Below are 16,394 nucleotides of genomic sequence, written 5' to 3'. Positions count from 1 at the left end.
GGGCCGTCGCGGCGTACGGTCGTGACCATGCGCATTGTCATCGCAGGTGGACATGGTCAGATCGCGCTGCGGCTGGAGCGGCTGCTCGCCGCGCGCGGGGACGAGGCCGTGGGCATCGTCCGCAATCCGGACCAGGGCGAGGATCTCCGGGCGGCGGGTGCCGAGCCGGTCGTCCTGGATCTCGAATCCGCCTCCGTGGAGGAGGTGGCGCAGGTGCTGCGCGGGGCGGACGCGGCGGTCTTCGCGGCCGGGGCGGGCCCAGACAGCGGCGCGGCACGCAAGGAGACGGTGGACCGCGGGGCGGCGGTGCTCTTCGCCGACGCGGCGGAACGGGCGGGCGTGCGGCGCTACGTCGTGGTCTCGTCGATGGGCGCCGACCCGGAGCACCGGGGCGACGAGGTCTTCGACGCGTATCTGCGGGCCAAGGGCGCGGCGGACGCGTACGTGCGCTCCCGGAGCGCGCTCGACTGGACGATCCTGCGGCCCGGGATGCTCACGAACGACGCGGGCAAGGGGACGGTCCTGCTGACCGCCTCGACCGGCCGCGGGCCGGTGCCGCGCGACGACGTGGCGGCGGCGCTGCTGGAGCTGCTGGAGACCCCGGCGACGGCGGGGCTGACGCTGGAGCTCATCTCCGGGAACGTACCGGTGGCGGTCGCGGTGAAGGACGTCGCGGGAAACTGACCGGGCGGCCCCGCATGGGGTTCAGGCGCCCGGGGCCGGGCGGACGGTGATGCCGTTGCGCTCCAGCAGCGCGGCGGTGACGCCGTCGCCCGCGCGGAGCTCGCCGGTGAACGTACCGTCATGGACCGTTCCACGCCCGCAGGAAGGGCTGCGGGCCATCAGTAGCGCCTCGGTGCACCCGGTCCGGCGCGCGGCCTCCAGCGCCCGCCGCGCGCCGTCCAGGAACGCCTCCGTCACATCGCTCCCGGTGTCGTCGACGACGCGGGCGCGGCCGTCCAGCACGTCGTGGCCGTCGCCACCGACGATCTCGGCGGGGCGGCGCGGGGTGGGCAGTCCGGCGGACACCTCGGGGCAGAAGGCGACGGGGCGGCGGGCGCCGATGGCCGCGGTCATCTCGGCGGAGCCCTTGGCGCGGCCGTCGAAACGGCAGGGCACACCCTGGAGACAGGCGCTGACCAGCACGGATTCCATGTTCATGGCCTCTCGCGACAGCGACGCGGCAGCACCGCGAGGGAAACGCGGCGGATCCGCGACGAGAACCAAAGAAGGCCCCTGTCTGAGACAGGGGCCTTACCTTGTGGCGGCGCCAGGGTTCGAACCTGGGTAGGCTGAGCCGGCAGATTTACAGTCTGCTCCCTTTGGCCACTCGGGCACACCGCCGGGGATTGCCGCCATGAGAACCGCTTTGGGGCGGTGCTCCTTGGCAACGACGTAAACGATACCCGATGCCCGGGGGTGGTCCGCCACCGGATTGATCAGCGGCCCGATCGGGCGCGGGTGGCTAGGCTTTGATCGGCACCGCGGGGCCGAGAGGCCCGCTGCCGCCCCTGTGCACCGCGTTTTCCGAAACCCCGATTCCCCGATACAAGGAGCCACACGTCATGGCCGACTCCAGTTTCGACATCGTCTCGAAGGTCGAGCGGCAGGAGGTCGACAACGCCCTCAACCAGTCCGCCAAGGAGATCTCGCAGCGTTACGACTTCAAGGGCACCGACGCCTCGATCTCCTGGTCCGGCGAGAAGATCCTGATGCAGGCGAACGGCGAGGAGCGGGTCAAGGCGATCCTCGACATCTTCCAGTCCAAGCTGATCAAGCGCGGCATCTCGCTGAAGTCGCTGGACGCGGGCGAGCCGCAGCTGTCCGGCAAGGAGTACAAGATCTTCGCCACGATCGAGGAGGGCATCTCGCAGGAGAACGCCAAGAAGGTGGCGAAGATCATTCGCGACGAGGGCCCGAAGGGCGTCAAGGCGCAGGTCCAGGGCGACGAGCTGCGGGTCAGCTCGAAGAGCCGGGACGATCTGCAGGCCGTCCAGGCACTGCTGAAGGGCCAGGACTTCGACTTCGCCGTGCAGTTCGTGAACTACCGGTAGGTCCCGCACTCCACCGGGATGCGGAGCGGGATGCTCCGCTCCGCATCCGGAGTGCGATGTCCGAAAACCGCCGGTCATGCCGGAGCGCGGGACGCAGACTTGTCCATGTCGGGCGACGATCCAGTCGAATCCCGGCATGACGTGCAGGAAAGGGACGAGTCATGACCATGTACACAACGGTCGACAGCCCGCTGGGTGAACTGCTGCTGGTCGGCGAGGAGACCACCGGCGGGACGGCGCTCGCCTCGCTCTCGCTGCCCGGCCAGAAGGGTGCCGCGGTCGTCCGGGACGGATGGGTCCGCGCGCCGGAGGCCTTCGCGGGGATCGCCGCCCAGCTGCGCGAGTACTTCGAGGGCCGGCGGACCCGCTTCGACATCGTGTACGCGGACGGCGTGGGCACCGCCTTCCAGCGCCGGGTGTGGGCCGCGCTGGACACGGTCCCGTACGGGGAGACCGTGTCCTACGGAGAGATCGCGGAACGGGTCGGCGCCCCGGGGGCGGGGGTACGGGCCGTGGGGACGGCGATCGGGCGCAATCCGCTGCTGGTCGTGCGGCCGTGCCATCGGGTGATCGGCGCGGACGGGGCGCTGCGGGGGTACGCGGGCGGCCTGGAGAGCAAGGAGCGGCTCCTGGGGCTGGAAGGCGCCCTGGCGGTGCGCTGAGATGTCCGGGCTCTTCCCCAGGCCGCGCGCCGTCGTCGCGCCGGGGGCCGTGCACGTGCCCGAGTGGCTGCCGCCGGAGCGGCAGCGGGAGCTGGTGGCGGCCTGCCGGGAGTGGGCGCGCGGGCCCGTGCCGCTGCGGCACACGGTCCTGCCGGGTGGCGGGGTGATGTCGGTGCGGACGGTCTGCGTGGGGTGGCACTGGCAGCCGTACCGGTACTCGCGCACGGCCGACGACGTGAACGGTGCCCGGGTGGCCGGATTCCCTGAGTGGCTGGCGGAGTTGGGCCGCGAGGCGCTGACCGCCGCGTACGGGGACAAGTGGCCGGTACGGACGTACGCGCCGGACACCGCGCTCATCAACTTCTACGAGGGCGCGGCGCGGATGGGCATGCACCAGGACAAGGAGGAGCGGTCCTCCGCCCCGGTGGTGTCGCTCAGCATCGGCGACACCTGCGTCTTCCGCTTCGGGAACACCGAGAATCGCGGAAAGCCTTACACGGACGTGGAGTTGGCCTCGGGCGATCTGTTCGTCTTCGGCGGGCCCTCGCGTCACGCGTTCCACGGTGTGCCGAAGGTGTGGCCGGGGACCGCCGGCCCCGCGACGGGGATGAGCCATGGGCGGCTCAATGTGACCCTGCGCGAGACCGGGCTGGGCGGCTGAGGGTCGAACGGGGGTCAGCGGCGGGCGCGGGAGTTCCCGAACAGCATCCGATAGAGGATCAGCAGCACGAGCGATCCGCCGATGGCGGAGAGCCATGTCGCCAGGTCGAAGAAGTCGTTGGAAATGGGGCGGTCGAGGAAGCGCGACGATATCCAGCCACCGAGAAACGCCCCGACGATGCCTATGAGGGTGGTGCCGACCAGGCCGCCCGGGTCACGGCCCGGGAGCAGGACCTTGGCGATGACTCCTGCCACCAGCCCGAGAATGATCCATCCGATAATGCTCATGCGTGCGAACCTACCCGCGACTCGTTCCTGGAATCCAGGACGCCGCGACCGATGGCTCCGTTGCCCGCCCGGCCCTCCGCCGGGCCACGAGCAACCGCCCGGTGTCGTTCATGCGTTCATGATGAATGACGGCACCGACGACCGGGCGGGCCGCCGGAGGGTCACTCCACGGGCCTGCTCCGGATGTCCCCGTCCGCGACCGGGGCCGATACTGACCATGCGGGGCGACGACGGGGGAACACCCTCGGAAGGCGAGTGACCATGAAGCCCATACAGCTGATCCTGAACATCGTGTGGGTGGTGTTCTGCGGGTTCTGGATGGCCCTCGGCTACCTGCTCGCCGCCCTCATCTGCTTCGTGCTGATCGTGACGATCCCGTTCGGCATCGCGTCCCTGAGGATCGCCGGATACGTGCTGTGGCCGTTCGGGCGGACCACCGTGGAGCGGCCCGACGCGGGTGCGCCGTCCTGCGTCGGCAATGTGATCTGGCTCGTCTTCGCCGGGTGGTGGCTCGCGCTGGGGCATCTGATCACCAGCATCCCGCTCTTCGTGTCGATCATCGGCATCCCCTTCGGCTGGGCGAACCTGAAGCTGATCCCCATCTCGCTGATGCCGCTGGGCCGTGAGGTGGTCCCGAGCGACGAGGCCTTCGGCACCCGCTGAACTTCGGCACCCGCTGAACGCGGCGAGCGGCCCCGGACGACGTGTCCGGGGCCGCTCTCGTCTCCGCGTGGTCCGGGCCGCGTCTCCCGAGGGGTCTCAGCGGCGCGGTCCCGCCATCTGCTCCAGCCGGGCGATGCGCTCCGCCATCGGCGGGTGCGTGGAGAACAGCTTGGACATGCCCTGGCCGGGGCGGAACGGGTTGGCGATCATCATGTGGCTCGCGGTCTCGATCCTGGGCTCCGGGGGCAGCGGCAGCTGTTTGGTGCCCGCGTCGAGCTTGCGCAGGGCGCTGGCCAGGGCCAGCGGGTCGCCGGTCAGCTGGGCACCGGAGGCATCGGCCTCGTACTCGCGGGAGCGGCTGACGGCCAGCTGGATGACGGACGCCGCCACCGGCCCGAGGATCATGATCATCAGCATCCCGAGGATGCCGGGGCCGTCGTCGTCGTTGGACCGGCCCACCGGAATCAGCCACGCGAAGTTGACCAGGAACATGACGACGGAGGCGAGCGCTCCGGCGACGGACGAGATCAGGATGTCGCGGTTGTAGACATGGCTCAGCTCGTGCCCCAGGACGCCGCGCAGCTCCCTCTCGTCCAGGATCTGGAGGATGCCCTCGGTGCAGCAGACCGCGGCGTTGCGTGGATTGCGGCCGGTGGCGAAGGCGTTGGGGGCCTGGGTCGGGGAGATGTAGAGCCGGGGCATGGGCTGGCGGGCGGCGGTGGAGAGCTCGCGGACCATGCGGTAGAGCTGTGGCGCCTCGAACTCGCTGACGGGGCGGGCCCGCATGGCCCTGAGCGCCAGCTTGTCGCTGTTCCAGTACGCGTAGGCGTTGGTGCCGACGGCCACGAGGAGCGCGACGATCAGGCCCGTACGTCCGAAGAAGCTTCCGATGACGATGATGAGTGCGGACAGGCCCCCGAGGAGTACGGCGGTTCTCAGCCCATTGTGCCGGCGGTGCACGGTACGCCCTCCAAGTGGTGCGGCAGGGGGACCCTTTGCTTGGTGGTCTCCACTCCCCCAGTGGAGCCTCCCGTACCGGTCAACGCCAGGCGAGAGGAGCTAGTTCCCTTGTGCGCACCGCCGCGGAGCAGGGCCTGTCCGGCGGATGGGGGCCGGACCAGGCTCTGGGCCGTACGGGTCAGTGATCGTGTGCGTACCGGCGCGGGGCCGGGCGGCTCAGCGCTGGGCGGGGAGACCGGCCACGGCGAGGGCCTCCGGGTCCGGCTCGATCTCGCTGGTGCAGTGGGCGCAGCGGCTGGCGATGGCCGGGATCTCGGTGTAGCAGCGGGGGCAGTCGCGCGTGGCGGCCTTGATGTCGACCTTCTCCGCCTTGGCGAACCGGTTCTGGACCTTCGCCATGGGGACGACGACGCAGAAGTAGAGGACGGCGGCGGTGATCAGGAAGGCGATGGCGGCGGCGAGGAACTTCCCGTAGGGGAAGATGGCGCCCTCGACCGAGAACTCGGCCGAGCTGAAGTCTCCGACGGAGCCGGTGGCGAGGCCGATCAGCGGGGTGATGAAGGCCGTGCTGAATCCGGTGACGACCGCGGTGAACGCCGCTCCGACGGCCAGACCGATGGCCATGGAGATGACGTTTCCGCGCAGGATGAAGTCCTTGAACCCGTTCAGCACTGCTCTTGCTCCTCAGGAATGCGTAGGTGTGGGGGGCGTGCGGGCAAGACCATGCCCTGTACGGGCCGCCCCGGGCAAACCGATCTTCGGTATGTCAGAAGAGACTGACCGCGGCGAACCTGAGGACCGTCTGCGGAGCGCCCGAGAGCAGCACACCGGCCACGGCGGTGAGCGCGATCGCGGCGGTGAGCGGAGCCGGGACTCCGTGCCTGGTGGGGACGGGTACGGCACCGTCCGCCGGAGCCCCGGCGCCGACCGCTTCCGCCGGGGTGCCCTCCGGGGCGCGGAAGAGCGTCGCGGTCCACTGGAGGTAGTAGTAGAGCGCGATCACCACGTTGACGGCCATGACGACGGCGAGCCAGCCGAGTCCGGCGTCGACGGCCGCGGAGAAGACGGTGACCTTGGCGAAGAGGCCGATGATGCCGGGCGGCAGTCCGGCCAGGCAGAGCAGGAAGAAGGCCATCGCCAGGGCGGCGAGCGGGCGGGTGGCGTACAGGCCCCGGTAGTCGGTGAGCCGGTTGCCGGGGCTGGTGCGGGCGACCAGGGCGGCGACCGCGAAGGCGCCGAGGTTCACGACGGCGTACATGAGGGCGTACGCGACGGTGGAGCCGATGTGCTCGTCGCTGGAGTACGCGGCGGCCGCGATCGGCACCAGCAGGTAGCCGGCCTGTCCCACGGACGACCAGGCGAGCAGGCGTACGGCGCTGCGGGCCCGGTCGGCGCCCTGGCGCAGGGCGGCGACGTTGCCGATGGTCATGGTGAGCGCGGCGAGGACGGCGAGGGCGGGTCCCCAGACGTCGGCGTACGCGGGGAACGCGATCACGGTGACGAGGATGAGGCCGGAGAAGCCGACCGCCTTGCCGACGACCGAGAGGTAGGCGGCGATCGGCAGCGGGGCACCGACGTAGGTGTCGGGGACCCAGAAGTGGAAGGGCGCGGCGGCCGTCTTGAACGCGAAGCCGACCAGGGTGAGGACGACGCCCGCCTTGGCGAGGGTGTCGAGCCGGCCGGGCACATCGTCGAGCCGGGCGGCGATCTCGGTGAGGTGCAGGGTGCCGGTGGTCGCGTAGACGAAGCTGACGCCGAGCAGCATGACGGCGGTCGCGACGACGGAGGAGAGGAAGAACTTCAGGGCGGCCTCGGAGGACCGCCGGTCGCCGTGCTTGATGCCGACGAGGGCGAAGGCGGGCAGCGAGGCGACTTCGAGGGCGACGACGAGGGTGGCGAGGTCGCGGGCGGCGGGCAGCAGTACGGCTCCGGACGCGGAGGACAGCAGCAGGAACCAGAACTCCCCGGCGGGGAGCTTGCGGGTGTCCGCGAGCGAGAGCAGGGCGGTGAGCAGGGCGCCGCCGAGCACGAGGGCCTGGATGACCAGGGCGAAGTGGTCGGCGGTGTAGCTGCAGGCGTCGGCGGCGCCGGGTCCGGCGGCCGCCTCGTTCAGGCAGAAGGTGGACCGGTCGCCGTCGCGGAGCGGGACGAGGAGGACCAGGGCGGCGAGAAGTCCGGCGATGGTCAGCGCGCCGAGGAGCGGTTTGCGGCGGGCGGGCAGGAAGAGATCGGCGACCAGGACGATCAGGGCCGTGGCGGCGACGGCGACCGGGGGCGCGATCGCGAGCCAGTCGACGGACTGGACGAGGCTGGTGGTGCCCTCGGCCGCGGTGGTGACGGCGCCCGGGGGGACGGCGGCTGTGGTCACGACTTGCCTCCTGCGAGGAGCTTCTGCACGGCCGGGTCGGTGAGGCCGAGGAGGACGGCGGGCCAGAGACCGGCGAGGACGGTGAGCGCGACGAGCGGGGTCCAGGAGGCGAATTCGTATGTCTGGACGTCGGCGAGCCGCGGCTCTTCGCGCTTCTCGCCCATGCAGACCCGGCGTACGAGCATGAGCATGTACGCGGCGGTGAGCAGGGTGCCGAACGCGGCGATCGACATGAAGGTGAGGAAGGCGGGCCGGCTGAGCCCTTCGGCGGGGTCGAAGGAGCCGAACAGCGCGAGCATCTCGCCCCAGAATCCGGCGAGCCCCGGCAGGCCCAGGGAGGCGACGGCGGCGAAGGCGAGGAGGCCGCCGAGGCGGGGTGCCCGGCCGTAGAGGGCGGCTCCGGTGGCCCCGGAGAGGGTGTCGAGGTCGGCGGTGCCGTACCGCTCCTTGACCGCGCCGACCAGGAAGAACAGCAGGCCGGTGATGAGGCCGTGGGCGATGTTGGCGAAGAGCGCGCCGTTGACCCCGGTGGGTGTCATGCTCGCGATGCCGAGGAGCACGAAGCCCATGTGTCCGACGGAGGAGTACGCGATCAGGCGCTTGAGGTCGCCCTTGGAACCGGGGCGGACCAGCGCCAGGCAGGCGAGCGATCCGTAGACGACGCCGACGGCCGCGAAGGCGGCGAGGTAGGGCGCGAAGGTGTGCATCCCGTCGGGGGCGACGGGGAGCAGGATGCGGACGAATCCGTAGGTGCCCATCTTCAGCAGGACGCCCGCGAGCAGGACCGAGCCGACGGTCGGGGCGGCGGTGTGGGCGTCCGGCAGCCAGCTGTGCAGCGGCCACATCGGGGTCTTCACGGCCAGCCCGATGCCGATCGCCAGAACGGCGATGACCTGCACGGACGAGGTGAGCCCACGGCCGTTGTCAGTGGCGAGTGCCACCATGTCGAAGGTGCCGCTCTTCAGTCCGATGAGGAGCAGCCCGAGCAGCATGACGACCGAACCGAGCAGTGTGTAGAGGATGAACTTCCAGGCGGCGGCCTGCCGCTGCGCACCGCCCCAGCGGGCGATGAGGAAGTACATCGGGATGAGCACCATCTCGAACGCCAGGAAGAACAGCAGCAGGTCGAGGACGGCGAAGGTGGCGAGGGTGCCGGACTCCAGGACGAGCAGGAGGGCGACGAAGGCCTTCGGGGAGGGGCCCGCGGGCGGCTTGAAGTAGCTGTGGAGCGCGCAGAGGAAGGTCAGCAGCGCGGTCAGTACGAGGAGGGGGAGCGAGATGCCGTCGATGCCGAGGTGGATGCGGACGTCGAGCGCGGGGATCCAGCTGATGTCGGTGGTGGCCTGCATCTTCGACGGGTGGTCGTGGTCGAAGCCCGCGGCGAGGACGAGCGCGGCGACGAGGACCGCGCCGGTGGCGGTGACGCCGTGGCGCAGGACGGCCTGGTCGGGGCCGGTCCCCTTGAGTCCCGGCGGGGCCGGGAGCAGGGCGGCCACGGCGCCGATCAGCGGGATGACGACGATGAACGCGAGAAGGAACTGCATCACGGATTCACTGATATCGATCACGGCTCACGACCCGGCGTTGACGTTGGCGAAGACGACGGCGGCGATCACCAGGACCAGGGAACCGGCGAGCAGCGCGCCGAGGTAGGTCTGCACATTGCCGGTCTGGGCGCGGCGGACGGCGGTGCCGAGCCATCGGGCGAGGGTGCCGGAGCCGCGTACGTAGGTGTCGACGACCTCGCGGTCCAGGAAGCGGACGAGGCTCGCCGCGCCCTGGACGGGGCGGACGAACAGCGCCGTGTACAGGGCGTCGAGGTGGAAGCCGGCGGCGGCGTGGTGGTGGAGCGGGCCGAGCAGCAGGCGGCCTGGGTCGGCCGGATCGGGGGCGTCCCCGTCGGCTCCGTAGGCGGCGGTGTGGGCCGTCATGGCCTGGGCCTCGATGAGTGCGGGTTCGGCGTCGGGGTGGGCGACGACGGTGCCGACGCGGGTGCGGGCGGCGAGCGCCGAGGTGTGGCGCCAGGTGCCGTAGGTGACGAGGCCGCCGACGAGACCGACGCCGGTGGAGAGGACGGCGGTGGTGACGGTCGGGGTGAGGCCGTGGCCGTCGAACCAGTCGGCGATCGCGCCGACGGTCAGGCCGAAGGCGATGGTGGGGACGGCGAGGACCCAGAGGACGGCGGTCATGGCGACGGGCTGCCTGCCGTGGTCGGGGGTCTCGGCGCCCCGGCCCCGGAAGGCGAGGAGCCAGAGGCGGGTGGCGTACGCGGCGGTGAGGACGGCGGCGAGCAGTCCGGCGACCAGCACGGTCCAGCCGGCGGCGGCGGGGGCGACGTGCCGCTCCCCGAGTGCGGTGTGCTCGGCGGCGACGAGGATCGCTTCCTTGGAGAAGAAGCCGGCGAAGGGAGGGATGGCGGCGAGCGCGAACAGGGCGACGGTCATCGTCCAGTAGGCGTCCGGGACGCGCTTCGTCAGGCCGCCCATGCGGGACATGGCGGCCAGCGAGTTGGTCCCGGCGGCGTGGATGACGACACCGGCCGCGAGGAAGAGGACGGCCTTGAACGCGCCGTGGGAGAGGAGGTGGAAGACGGCGGCCGCGCGGTCGCCGACGGCCAGGGCACCGGCCATGTAGCCGAGCTGACCGATCGTCGAGTAGGCGAGGACGCGTTTGATGTCGTCCTGGGCGAGGGCGGCGAGCCCCGAGCCGATCATCGTGATCGCCGCCATGACGGCGAGTACGACGAGGGCGGCGCCGGACTGGGCGAAGACGGGGAGGAGCCGGGCCACGAAGTAGATGCCGGCGGCGACCATCGTCGCGGCGTGGATGAGCGCGGAGACGGGGGTGGGGCCGGCCATCGCGTCGGGCAGCCAGGTGTGCAGGGGGAACTGCGCCGACTTTCCGGCGACGCCCGCGAGGAGCAGCAGGGCGATGAGGGTGGGGTGGTCGAGGCCGCCGTTGGCGACGGCGCCCAGGATGCCGGTGATGCGGAAGGTGCCGGTGTCGGCGGCGAGCGCGAACAGACCGATCAGGAAGGGGACGTCGCCGAGCTTGGTGACCAGGAAGGCCTTGAGGGAGGCGGCGCGGGCTTCGGGCGTCTCCCAGTAGTGGCCGACGAGGAAGTACGAGCAGATGCCCATGATCTCCCAGCCGACCAGGAGCACCATCAGGTCGCCGGAGTAGACGACGAGCAGCATCGCGGAGGTGAAGAGGGAGACCAGGGCGGCGTAGGAGGGGTAGCGGGGGTCGTCGCGCAGATAGGCGGTCGAGTAGATCTGCACGCAGGTCGCGACGAGCCCGACCAGGACGGCGACGAGGACCGCGAAACCGTCGAGGTGGAGGGCGAGGTCGATCGGGACCGAGCCGGTGGGGGTGAGCTGGGTCGCGGCGTCGATGGCCCGGCCGCCGCCCTGGCGCGCGGCGACGACGGCCGCGAGGACGGCGGCGGCGAGCGTGGGCAGTACGGCCAGCGGGCGTACGAAGCCGGGGGCGGTGCGTCCGAGGAGGAGGCCGGCCGCGGCGCCGAGGAACGGGAGGAGGGGGACGAGGACGGCGAGGGTCGTGGTGGTCACGCGGTGGCCTCTGCCTTCTTTGCCTTTCCTGCCGCAGCAGTGGCCTGGTCTTCGGTGCCGGTGTCGGACTCGTCGTCCGGGAGGGTCTCGGCGGCGTCGGTCTCGGCGGTGTCGCGGAGGCGGTCGATGTCCGAGCTGCCGCGGTTGCGGTACACGGCGAGGACGATCGCCAGGCCGATGCCGATCTCGGCCGCGGCGATGGCGATGGTGAAGAGGGTGAGGGCCTGGCCGGAGTGCAGGGTGTCGCGGAGCCAGACGTCGAAGGCGACGAGGTTGAGGTTGACGGCGTTGAGCATCAGCTCGACGGACATCAGGACCAGGATCGCGTTGCGGCGGGCGAGCACTCCGTACAGCCCGGTGCAGAAGAGGAGGGCGGCGAGCACGGCGGGATAGGCGAGGTGCATCAGCTCTGCTCCTTACCGCGCTTGCGGGACAGGACGATCGCGCCGACGAGGGCGGCGAGCAGCAGGACGGAGAGTGCTTCGAACGGCAGCACCCAGTGCCGGAAGAGGAAGGAGCCGGTCACCTCGGTCGAGCCCTGGGCCGGTCCGTCCAGGTCGATCCAGGTGGTCCGGAAGGCGTCGACGACGACCCAGACGAGGGCGCCGGCGGAGGCGACCGCCACGGCGAGGGCCGCCCAGCGGTTGCCCGAGTCGGCGTCCGGGGAGCGGCCGATGGGGGCCTTGGTGAGCATCAGCCCGAAGAGAAGGAGGACGACCACGGAGCCGACGTAGATGAGGACCTGGACCCAGGCGATGAACTCCGCGGTGAGCAGGAGGTACTCGACGGCGAGACCGCCCAGCGCCACGACCAGCCAGAGTGCGGCGTGCACCAGCTGCTTGGTCGTGACGGTGAGGAGGGCCGCGCCGAGGGTGGCGAGGCCGACGAGCACGAAGGCGATCTCGATGCCGGTCGGGGAGAGGAAGCCGGAGTGGGCCGGGTGGGCCGGATTGGCCGGGTTGGCTGACTGGGCGGCGAGGACGGAGTACGCGGAGTGTGCGGAGTGCGCCGCGGCGGCTGCGAGTGTCACTCCTCCCCCTCTGCTTCCTTCTTGGTCGGCTGGGCTTGCTGCGCTTCTTGGGCCTGGGCTTCTTGGGCCTGCTGGGCTTCCAGGGCGCGCTGGGCTTCGAGTTTCTCCGCCGTCTTGCGGGCGGCGGCGATCTCCTTCGGCTCCTCGGCGCCCGGGTCGAGCGCGGGCGGTTCCGGCACCGTCCACATCCATGCGCGGAGCTTGTCGCGCTCATGGGTGAGTTCCAGGATGTCCGTCTCCGCGTACTCGAACTCCGGGGACCAGAAGAGCGCGTCGAAGGGGCACACCTCGATGCAGATGCCGCAGTACATGCAGAGCGAGAAGTCGATCGCGAAGCGGTCGAGGACATTGCGGCTGCGTTCGCGGCCGCCCGGGGCGGCGGCGGGCACCGTCTCCTTGTGGGAGTCGATGTAGATGCACCAGTCCGGGCACTCGCGGGCGCAGAGCATGCAGACCGTGCAGTTCTCCTCGAACAGCGCGATGACGCCGCGGGAGCGGGGCGGCAGTTCGGGCTGGACGTCCGGGTACTGCGCGGTGACCGTCTTCCTCGTCATCGTCCGCAGGGTGACGGCGAGGCCCTTGGCCAGGCCGGAGCCGGGGATCGGAGGCATCAGCTGATCGCCACCTTCACGATGCCGGTCAGCGCGATCTGCGCGAGAGCGAGCGGGATGAGCGTGGTCCAGGCGAGTTTCTGCAACTGGTCCTCGCGGAGCCGGGGGTAGGACACCCGCAGCCAGATGACGACGAAGGCGAGGACCGCGGTCTTGAGGAGCGTCCAGACCCAGCCCAGTCCGTCGGCGCCGAACGGGCCGTGCCAGCCGCCGAGGAAGAGGACGGTGGTCAGTGCGCACAGGACGACGATGCCCGCGTACTCGGCGAGCAGGAACAGGGCGAAGCGCAGGCCGGTGTACTCGGTGTACGCGCCGAAGATGATCTCCGAGTCGGCGACCGGCATGTCGAACGGCGGGCGTTGCAGCTCGGCGAGTCCGGCCACGAAGAAGACCAGTGCGCCGACGATCTGCCAGGGCAGCCACCACCACTCGAAGGCATCGAGGATGCCCGGGAGGGAGACGGTGCCGGCCGCCATCGCGACGGACGCGGCGGCAAGCAGCATCGGCAACTCGTACGCGAGCAGCTGGGCCGCGGTGCGTACGCCGCCCAGCAGGGAGAACTTGTTCGCCGATGCCCAGCCGGCCATCAGCGAGCCGAGCACGCCCACACCCATGACGGCGAGCACGAAGAAGATGCCCGCGTCGACGACCTGGCCGACCGCGCCCTCGCCGGGGCCGATCGGGACGGCGACGAGGACGAGGAGGTACGGGAGCAGCGCGACGGCCGGGGCGAGCTGGAAGATACGCCGGTCGGCCTCGGCCGGGACGATGTCTTCCTTCTGCGCGAACTTCACGCCGTCCGCGACGAGCTGGGCCCAGCCGTGGAAGCCGCCGGCGTACATGGGCCCGAGGCGGCCCTGCATATGGGCCATCACCTTGTGCTCGGTCTGCCCGACGACGAGCGGGAGGACCATGAACACGGCGAAGACGATGATGAGGCGGAGGGCGACGTCCAGTACGTCGTTCACTCGGTACCGCCTCCGGTGGTGTGGTCGGGGGTCTCTCGGGACTCGGGGGTTTCCGGGGACTCTTGGGACTCGGGAGTCTGCGAGGACTCTTGGGACTCCGGGGCTTCCGGGGACTCGTGGGACTCGGGAGCCTGCGAGGACTCCGGGGACTCGGGAGCCTGCGAGGACTCCGGGGTCTCCGGGTGCGTCGACGGTGCCGGAGGTTCGGGGCGATGCGCGGGGGCGGCCCCGGCGTCCGTACCACCAGCGCTCGCGTCCGTACCACCAACACTCGCGTCCGGGGCAGTGCTCGCGCCCTTGCCCGCGCCAGCGTCCGCGTCGAAGGCCGGGCGGGCGTGGTGCCACGGGGCGTCGCTGGTTCCGGAGTTCGGCTCTGCCGCTCCGGTACCCGCTCCGGTCCCTGTTCCGGTGCCCGCTCCGGTTCCAGGGGTCGGCTCCGGCGTTCTCTCCGGGTTGCTCGTCCGCTGCTGGCTCGCCGAGCCCTGGGACGCGCTCCGGGTGCGGCGCGGGGGCCTGGTGCGGGGCGTCGTTTCCGTACCCGCGTCGGCGCTCGTGCCCGCGCCCGTTTCAGGAGCGGGAGTCACCTCAGGGGCGGGAGCCGCTTCCGGCGCCGGGGCAGCCGTCGGCGTCCGCTGGGCGGCCGAGCCCTCGCTCGCACTGCGGGTGCGGCGGGCCGGGCGGTCGCCCGCGGCGCGCGGGGTGCGGGCCGGGCGGGACGGGGCGGGCGGGAGCTGGCCCTTCAGCGGCCCCCATTCGTTCGGGTCGGGTACGCCGGGCGGCAGCATGGTGCGCCGCTTCGGGCCGCCGTGCTCCGACTCGCCCGGCTCCTTCGCGCCGGGCCATGCCTTCGCGACCCGTGCCGCCAGCACGAAGTCCTTGCGCAGCGGGTGGCCCTCGAAGCCCTCGGGCAGCAGCAGCGGGACCAGGTGCGGGTGGCCCTCGAAGCCGATGCCGAACATCTCGTGCGTCTCGCGCTCGTGCCAGGCGGCACCCGCGTAGACCTCGACGGCGGTGGGCAGGACCGCCGCCCCGTGCGGAACGGTCGTACGGAGCATGAGTCGGCGCACGCCCCCGCCCAGGGCCGCGACATGGGCGCAGACCCGGAAGCCGGTGCCCGGTTCGTCGACCGCGCTCAGCCAGTCGAAATACGTGCAGCCCAGCCGGTCGCGGGCCGTTTCGAGGGCGGTGATCCAGGCGGTGGGCGGTACGTCGACGGTCAGCAGGTCGTAGGCGTACTCCGCCGTCGCGCCCTCGCCGAAGAGCTCGGCGGCGGCGTCCGGCAGGCGGCCGTACGCGTCGTCGGCCGGGTCGGCGCCCGGGGCACCGGCCGGGGGTGTGGTGGTCATGCGCGGTCCTCCCCGGGGCTCGGATCCGAAGCCGGGCCGGAACCCGAAGCCGGGCCGGAACCCGGAGCCGGGCCGGAACCCGAAGCCTGATCGGGAGCCGGGGTCGGGGCCGGGCCGGGAGACGGGGTCTGCGGGGCGGTGACCAGACCGCTGCGCAGGGCGGCGGTGGAGGGACGGCTGCCGCCGCCCGTCGCGTACCGCTCTCCCAGCGACTCCCGGGCGATCTTCTCCTGGAGCTTGAGGATGCCCTGGAGCAGTGCCTCCGGCCGGGGCGGGCAGCCGGGGACGTAGACATCGACGGGGATGATCTGGTCGACGCCCTTGGTCACGGAGTACGAGTCCCAGTACGGGCCGCCGCAGTTGGAGCAGGCGCCGAAGGAGATGACGTACTTGGGCTCCGGCATCTGCTCGTACAGCCGCTTCACGGCCGGGGCCATCTTGTCGGTCACCGTGCCGGAGACGATCATGAGGTCGGCCTGGCGCGGGCCCGGCGCGAACGGGATCACGCCGAGCCGGATGAAGTCGTGCCGGGCCATGGAGGCGGCGATGAATTCGATGGCGCAGCAGGCGAGTCCGAAGTTGAAGACCCAGAGGCTGTAGCGGCGGCCCCAGTTCAGGACCACCTTCATCGGCTCGGGCGCCAGGCGCGACAGCACGCCGAGCCGCTTGGGCTCCGGCAGGAAGGTCGGCACGGGCTGCGGCTCGGGCCCCTCGTCGGCCTGCGGGCTCGTCACGTCCATTCGAGGACGCCCTTCTTCCATGCGTAGAGCAGTCCTACGGCCAGGAAACCGAGGAAGATGAACATTTCGACCAGCGTCGTCGCCCCGTATCCGGGTGCGGCGAACACGGTCGCCCACGGGAACAGGAAGATCGAGTCGACGGCGAAGATCACGTACAGGAAGGCGTAGACGTAGTAACGGACCTGGGTGTGTGCCCAGCCCTCGCCCACCGGGTCCACGCCGCACTCGTACGTCAGAAGCTTCTCCGGCGTCGGGACCACGGGGCGCAGCAGTCGGCCGGCCCCGAAGGCGACGGCGACGAACAGCACGCCGATCACGGCGAGCAGTCCGACCACTGAATAGCCGCGGAAGTACTCCGACGCGAGAACGGTCGACTCCGGCAGGTCCGCCACGTCCGCCCCTCGCTCCCTCGAATCCGTCCGGTGATCCGTACGCACGGGAGTCTAGGCCCTGTTAAAGAGACGGTAAGCAG

At 71.2% G+C, this 16,394-nt stretch carries 19 protein-coding genes and 1 tRNA gene; 5 read left to right on the top strand and 15 right to left on the bottom strand.

The genetic code is table 11. The annotated features are described in order from the left end of the window. Positions 1-27 precede the first annotated feature (27 nt). Positions 28-684, top strand: coding sequence for an SDR family oxidoreductase (locus ACFVFH_RS05565; RefSeq protein ID WP_383763867.1), 657 nt, complete (start codon positions 28-30; stop codon positions 682-684). Positions 685-705: 21 nt separating this feature from the next. Here ACFVFH_RS05565 and ACFVFH_RS05560 read toward each other — a convergent pair whose 3' ends face one another. Further along, the gene (locus tag ACFVFH_RS05560; protein ID WP_383765543.1) at positions 706-1,155 is read right to left on the bottom strand and encodes a DUF523 domain-containing protein; all 450 of its coding nucleotides are present in this window, start codon (positions 1,153-1,155) and stop codon (positions 706-708) included. A 107-nt stretch (positions 1,156-1,262) separates the two neighbouring features. Beyond that, positions 1,263-1,344: transfer RNA gene (locus ACFVFH_RS05555), tRNA-Tyr, on the bottom strand. 221 nt (positions 1,345-1,565) lie between these two features. On the opposite strand from ACFVFH_RS05555, the gene ACFVFH_RS05550 reads away from it, so the two are divergent. The 3 genes from ACFVFH_RS05550 to ACFVFH_RS05540 all read left to right on the top strand — a co-directional run bounded on the left by ACFVFH_RS05550 (position 1,566) and on the right by ACFVFH_RS05540 (position 3,377). Continuing rightward, a complete protein-coding gene (locus ACFVFH_RS05550) occupies positions 1,566-2,054 on the top strand; it encodes a YajQ family cyclic di-GMP-binding protein (RefSeq protein WP_093543568.1) in 489 nt (162 codons plus the stop codon). A gap of 161 nt (positions 2,055-2,215) precedes the next feature. After that, a complete protein-coding gene (locus ACFVFH_RS05545; protein WP_383763865.1) occupies positions 2,216-2,716 on the top strand; it encodes a methylated-DNA--[protein]-cysteine S-methyltransferase in 501 nt (166 codons plus the stop codon). A gap of 1 nt (position 2,717) precedes the next feature. After that, a complete protein-coding gene (locus tag ACFVFH_RS05540) occupies positions 2,718-3,377 on the top strand; it encodes an alpha-ketoglutarate-dependent dioxygenase AlkB family protein (protein ID WP_383763862.1) in 660 nt (219 codons plus the stop codon). Between the two features lie 14 nt (positions 3,378-3,391). Here the strand turns inward: ACFVFH_RS05540 and ACFVFH_RS05535 are convergent, their stop codons facing one another. Continuing rightward, complete coding sequence (locus tag ACFVFH_RS05535; RefSeq protein WP_383763859.1) at positions 3,392-3,664, bottom strand: GlsB/YeaQ/YmgE family stress response membrane protein; 273 nt, start codon at positions 3,662-3,664, stop codon at positions 3,392-3,394. A gap of 261 nt (positions 3,665-3,925) precedes the next feature. Between ACFVFH_RS05535 and ACFVFH_RS05530 the strand changes: the two genes are divergently transcribed. Continuing rightward, positions 3,926-4,327, top strand: coding sequence for a YccF domain-containing protein (locus ACFVFH_RS05530; protein WP_383763856.1), 402 nt, complete (start codon positions 3,926-3,928; stop codon positions 4,325-4,327). Between the two features lie 96 nt (positions 4,328-4,423). On the opposite strand, the gene htpX is transcribed toward ACFVFH_RS05530, so the two are convergent. From htpX to ACFVFH_RS05470, 12 genes are all read right to left on the bottom strand, one after another. Next, positions 4,424-5,287, bottom strand: coding sequence for a zinc metalloprotease HtpX (gene htpX / locus ACFVFH_RS05525; RefSeq protein ID WP_383763853.1), 864 nt, complete (start codon positions 5,285-5,287; stop codon positions 4,424-4,426). Positions 5,288-5,503: 216 nt separating this feature from the next. Continuing rightward, the gene (gene mscL, locus ACFVFH_RS05520) at positions 5,504-5,959 is read right to left on the bottom strand and encodes a large conductance mechanosensitive channel protein MscL (protein ID WP_383763850.1); all 456 of its coding nucleotides are present in this window, start codon (positions 5,957-5,959) and stop codon (positions 5,504-5,506) included. Between the two features lie 94 nt (positions 5,960-6,053). Beyond that, positions 6,054-7,655 carry an NADH-quinone oxidoreductase subunit N gene (locus ACFVFH_RS05515; RefSeq protein WP_383763847.1) on the bottom strand — a complete coding sequence of 534 codons (1,602 nt, stop codon included), beginning with the start codon at positions 7,653-7,655 and terminating at the stop codon, positions 6,054-6,056. Continuing rightward, positions 7,652-9,199: an NADH-quinone oxidoreductase subunit M gene (locus ACFVFH_RS05510; protein WP_383763844.1), complete on the bottom strand. Its 1,548-nt coding sequence runs from the start codon at positions 9,197-9,199 to the stop codon at positions 7,652-7,654. Before ACFVFH_RS05510 ends, ACFVFH_RS05515 begins: the two co-directional genes overlap by 4 nt. 27 nt (positions 9,200-9,226) lie before the next feature. Further along, on the bottom strand, positions 9,227-11,227 hold the full coding sequence (locus tag ACFVFH_RS05505; protein WP_383763841.1) for an NADH-quinone oxidoreductase subunit L: 2,001 nt from the start codon (positions 11,225-11,227) through the stop codon (positions 9,227-9,229). After that, the gene (gene nuoK, locus ACFVFH_RS05500) at positions 11,224-11,631 is read right to left on the bottom strand and encodes an NADH-quinone oxidoreductase subunit NuoK (protein WP_383763837.1); all 408 of its coding nucleotides are present in this window, start codon (positions 11,629-11,631) and stop codon (positions 11,224-11,226) included. Before nuoK ends, ACFVFH_RS05505 begins: the two co-directional genes overlap by 4 nt. Beyond that, complete coding sequence (locus ACFVFH_RS05495) at positions 11,631-12,134, bottom strand: NADH-quinone oxidoreductase subunit J (protein ID WP_383765542.1); 504 nt, start codon at positions 12,132-12,134, stop codon at positions 11,631-11,633. Before ACFVFH_RS05495 ends, nuoK begins: the two co-directional genes overlap by 1 nt. A 119-nt stretch (positions 12,135-12,253) precedes the next feature. Continuing rightward, positions 12,254-12,868 (bottom strand): NuoI/complex I 23 kDa subunit family protein, encoded by a 615-nt coding sequence (locus ACFVFH_RS05490; RefSeq protein ID WP_383763835.1) that lies wholly within the window; start codon positions 12,866-12,868, stop codon positions 12,254-12,256. Beyond that, positions 12,868-13,836: an NADH-quinone oxidoreductase subunit H gene (locus tag ACFVFH_RS05485; protein ID WP_383763832.1), complete on the bottom strand. Its 969-nt coding sequence runs from the start codon at positions 13,834-13,836 to the stop codon at positions 12,868-12,870. The genes ACFVFH_RS05490 and ACFVFH_RS05485 overlap by 1 nt, the downstream gene beginning before the upstream one ends. After that, complete coding sequence (locus ACFVFH_RS05480) at positions 13,833-15,182, bottom strand: NADH-quinone oxidoreductase subunit C (RefSeq protein WP_383763830.1); 1,350 nt, start codon at positions 15,180-15,182, stop codon at positions 13,833-13,835. The genes ACFVFH_RS05485 and ACFVFH_RS05480 overlap by 4 nt, the downstream gene beginning before the upstream one ends. Next, positions 15,179-15,922, bottom strand: a complete 744-nt coding sequence (gene nuoB, locus ACFVFH_RS05475; RefSeq protein ID WP_383763827.1) for an NADH-quinone oxidoreductase subunit NuoB — start codon at positions 15,920-15,922, stop codon at positions 15,179-15,181. Before nuoB ends, ACFVFH_RS05480 begins: the two co-directional genes overlap by 4 nt. Continuing rightward, positions 15,913-16,314, bottom strand: a complete 402-nt coding sequence (locus ACFVFH_RS05470) for an NADH-quinone oxidoreductase subunit A (protein WP_383763824.1) — start codon at positions 16,312-16,314, stop codon at positions 15,913-15,915. The genes nuoB and ACFVFH_RS05470 overlap by 10 nt, the downstream gene beginning before the upstream one ends. Positions 16,315-16,394: the final 80 nt, after the last annotated feature.

Origin of the sequence: Streptomyces sp. NPDC057697, from assembly GCF_042799335.1 — a bacterium.
In the GTDB taxonomy this organism is placed as follows: domain Bacteria; phylum Actinomycetota; class Actinomycetes; order Streptomycetales; family Streptomycetaceae; genus Streptomyces.
This window is presented reverse-complemented; position numbering and strand designations above follow the sequence as displayed.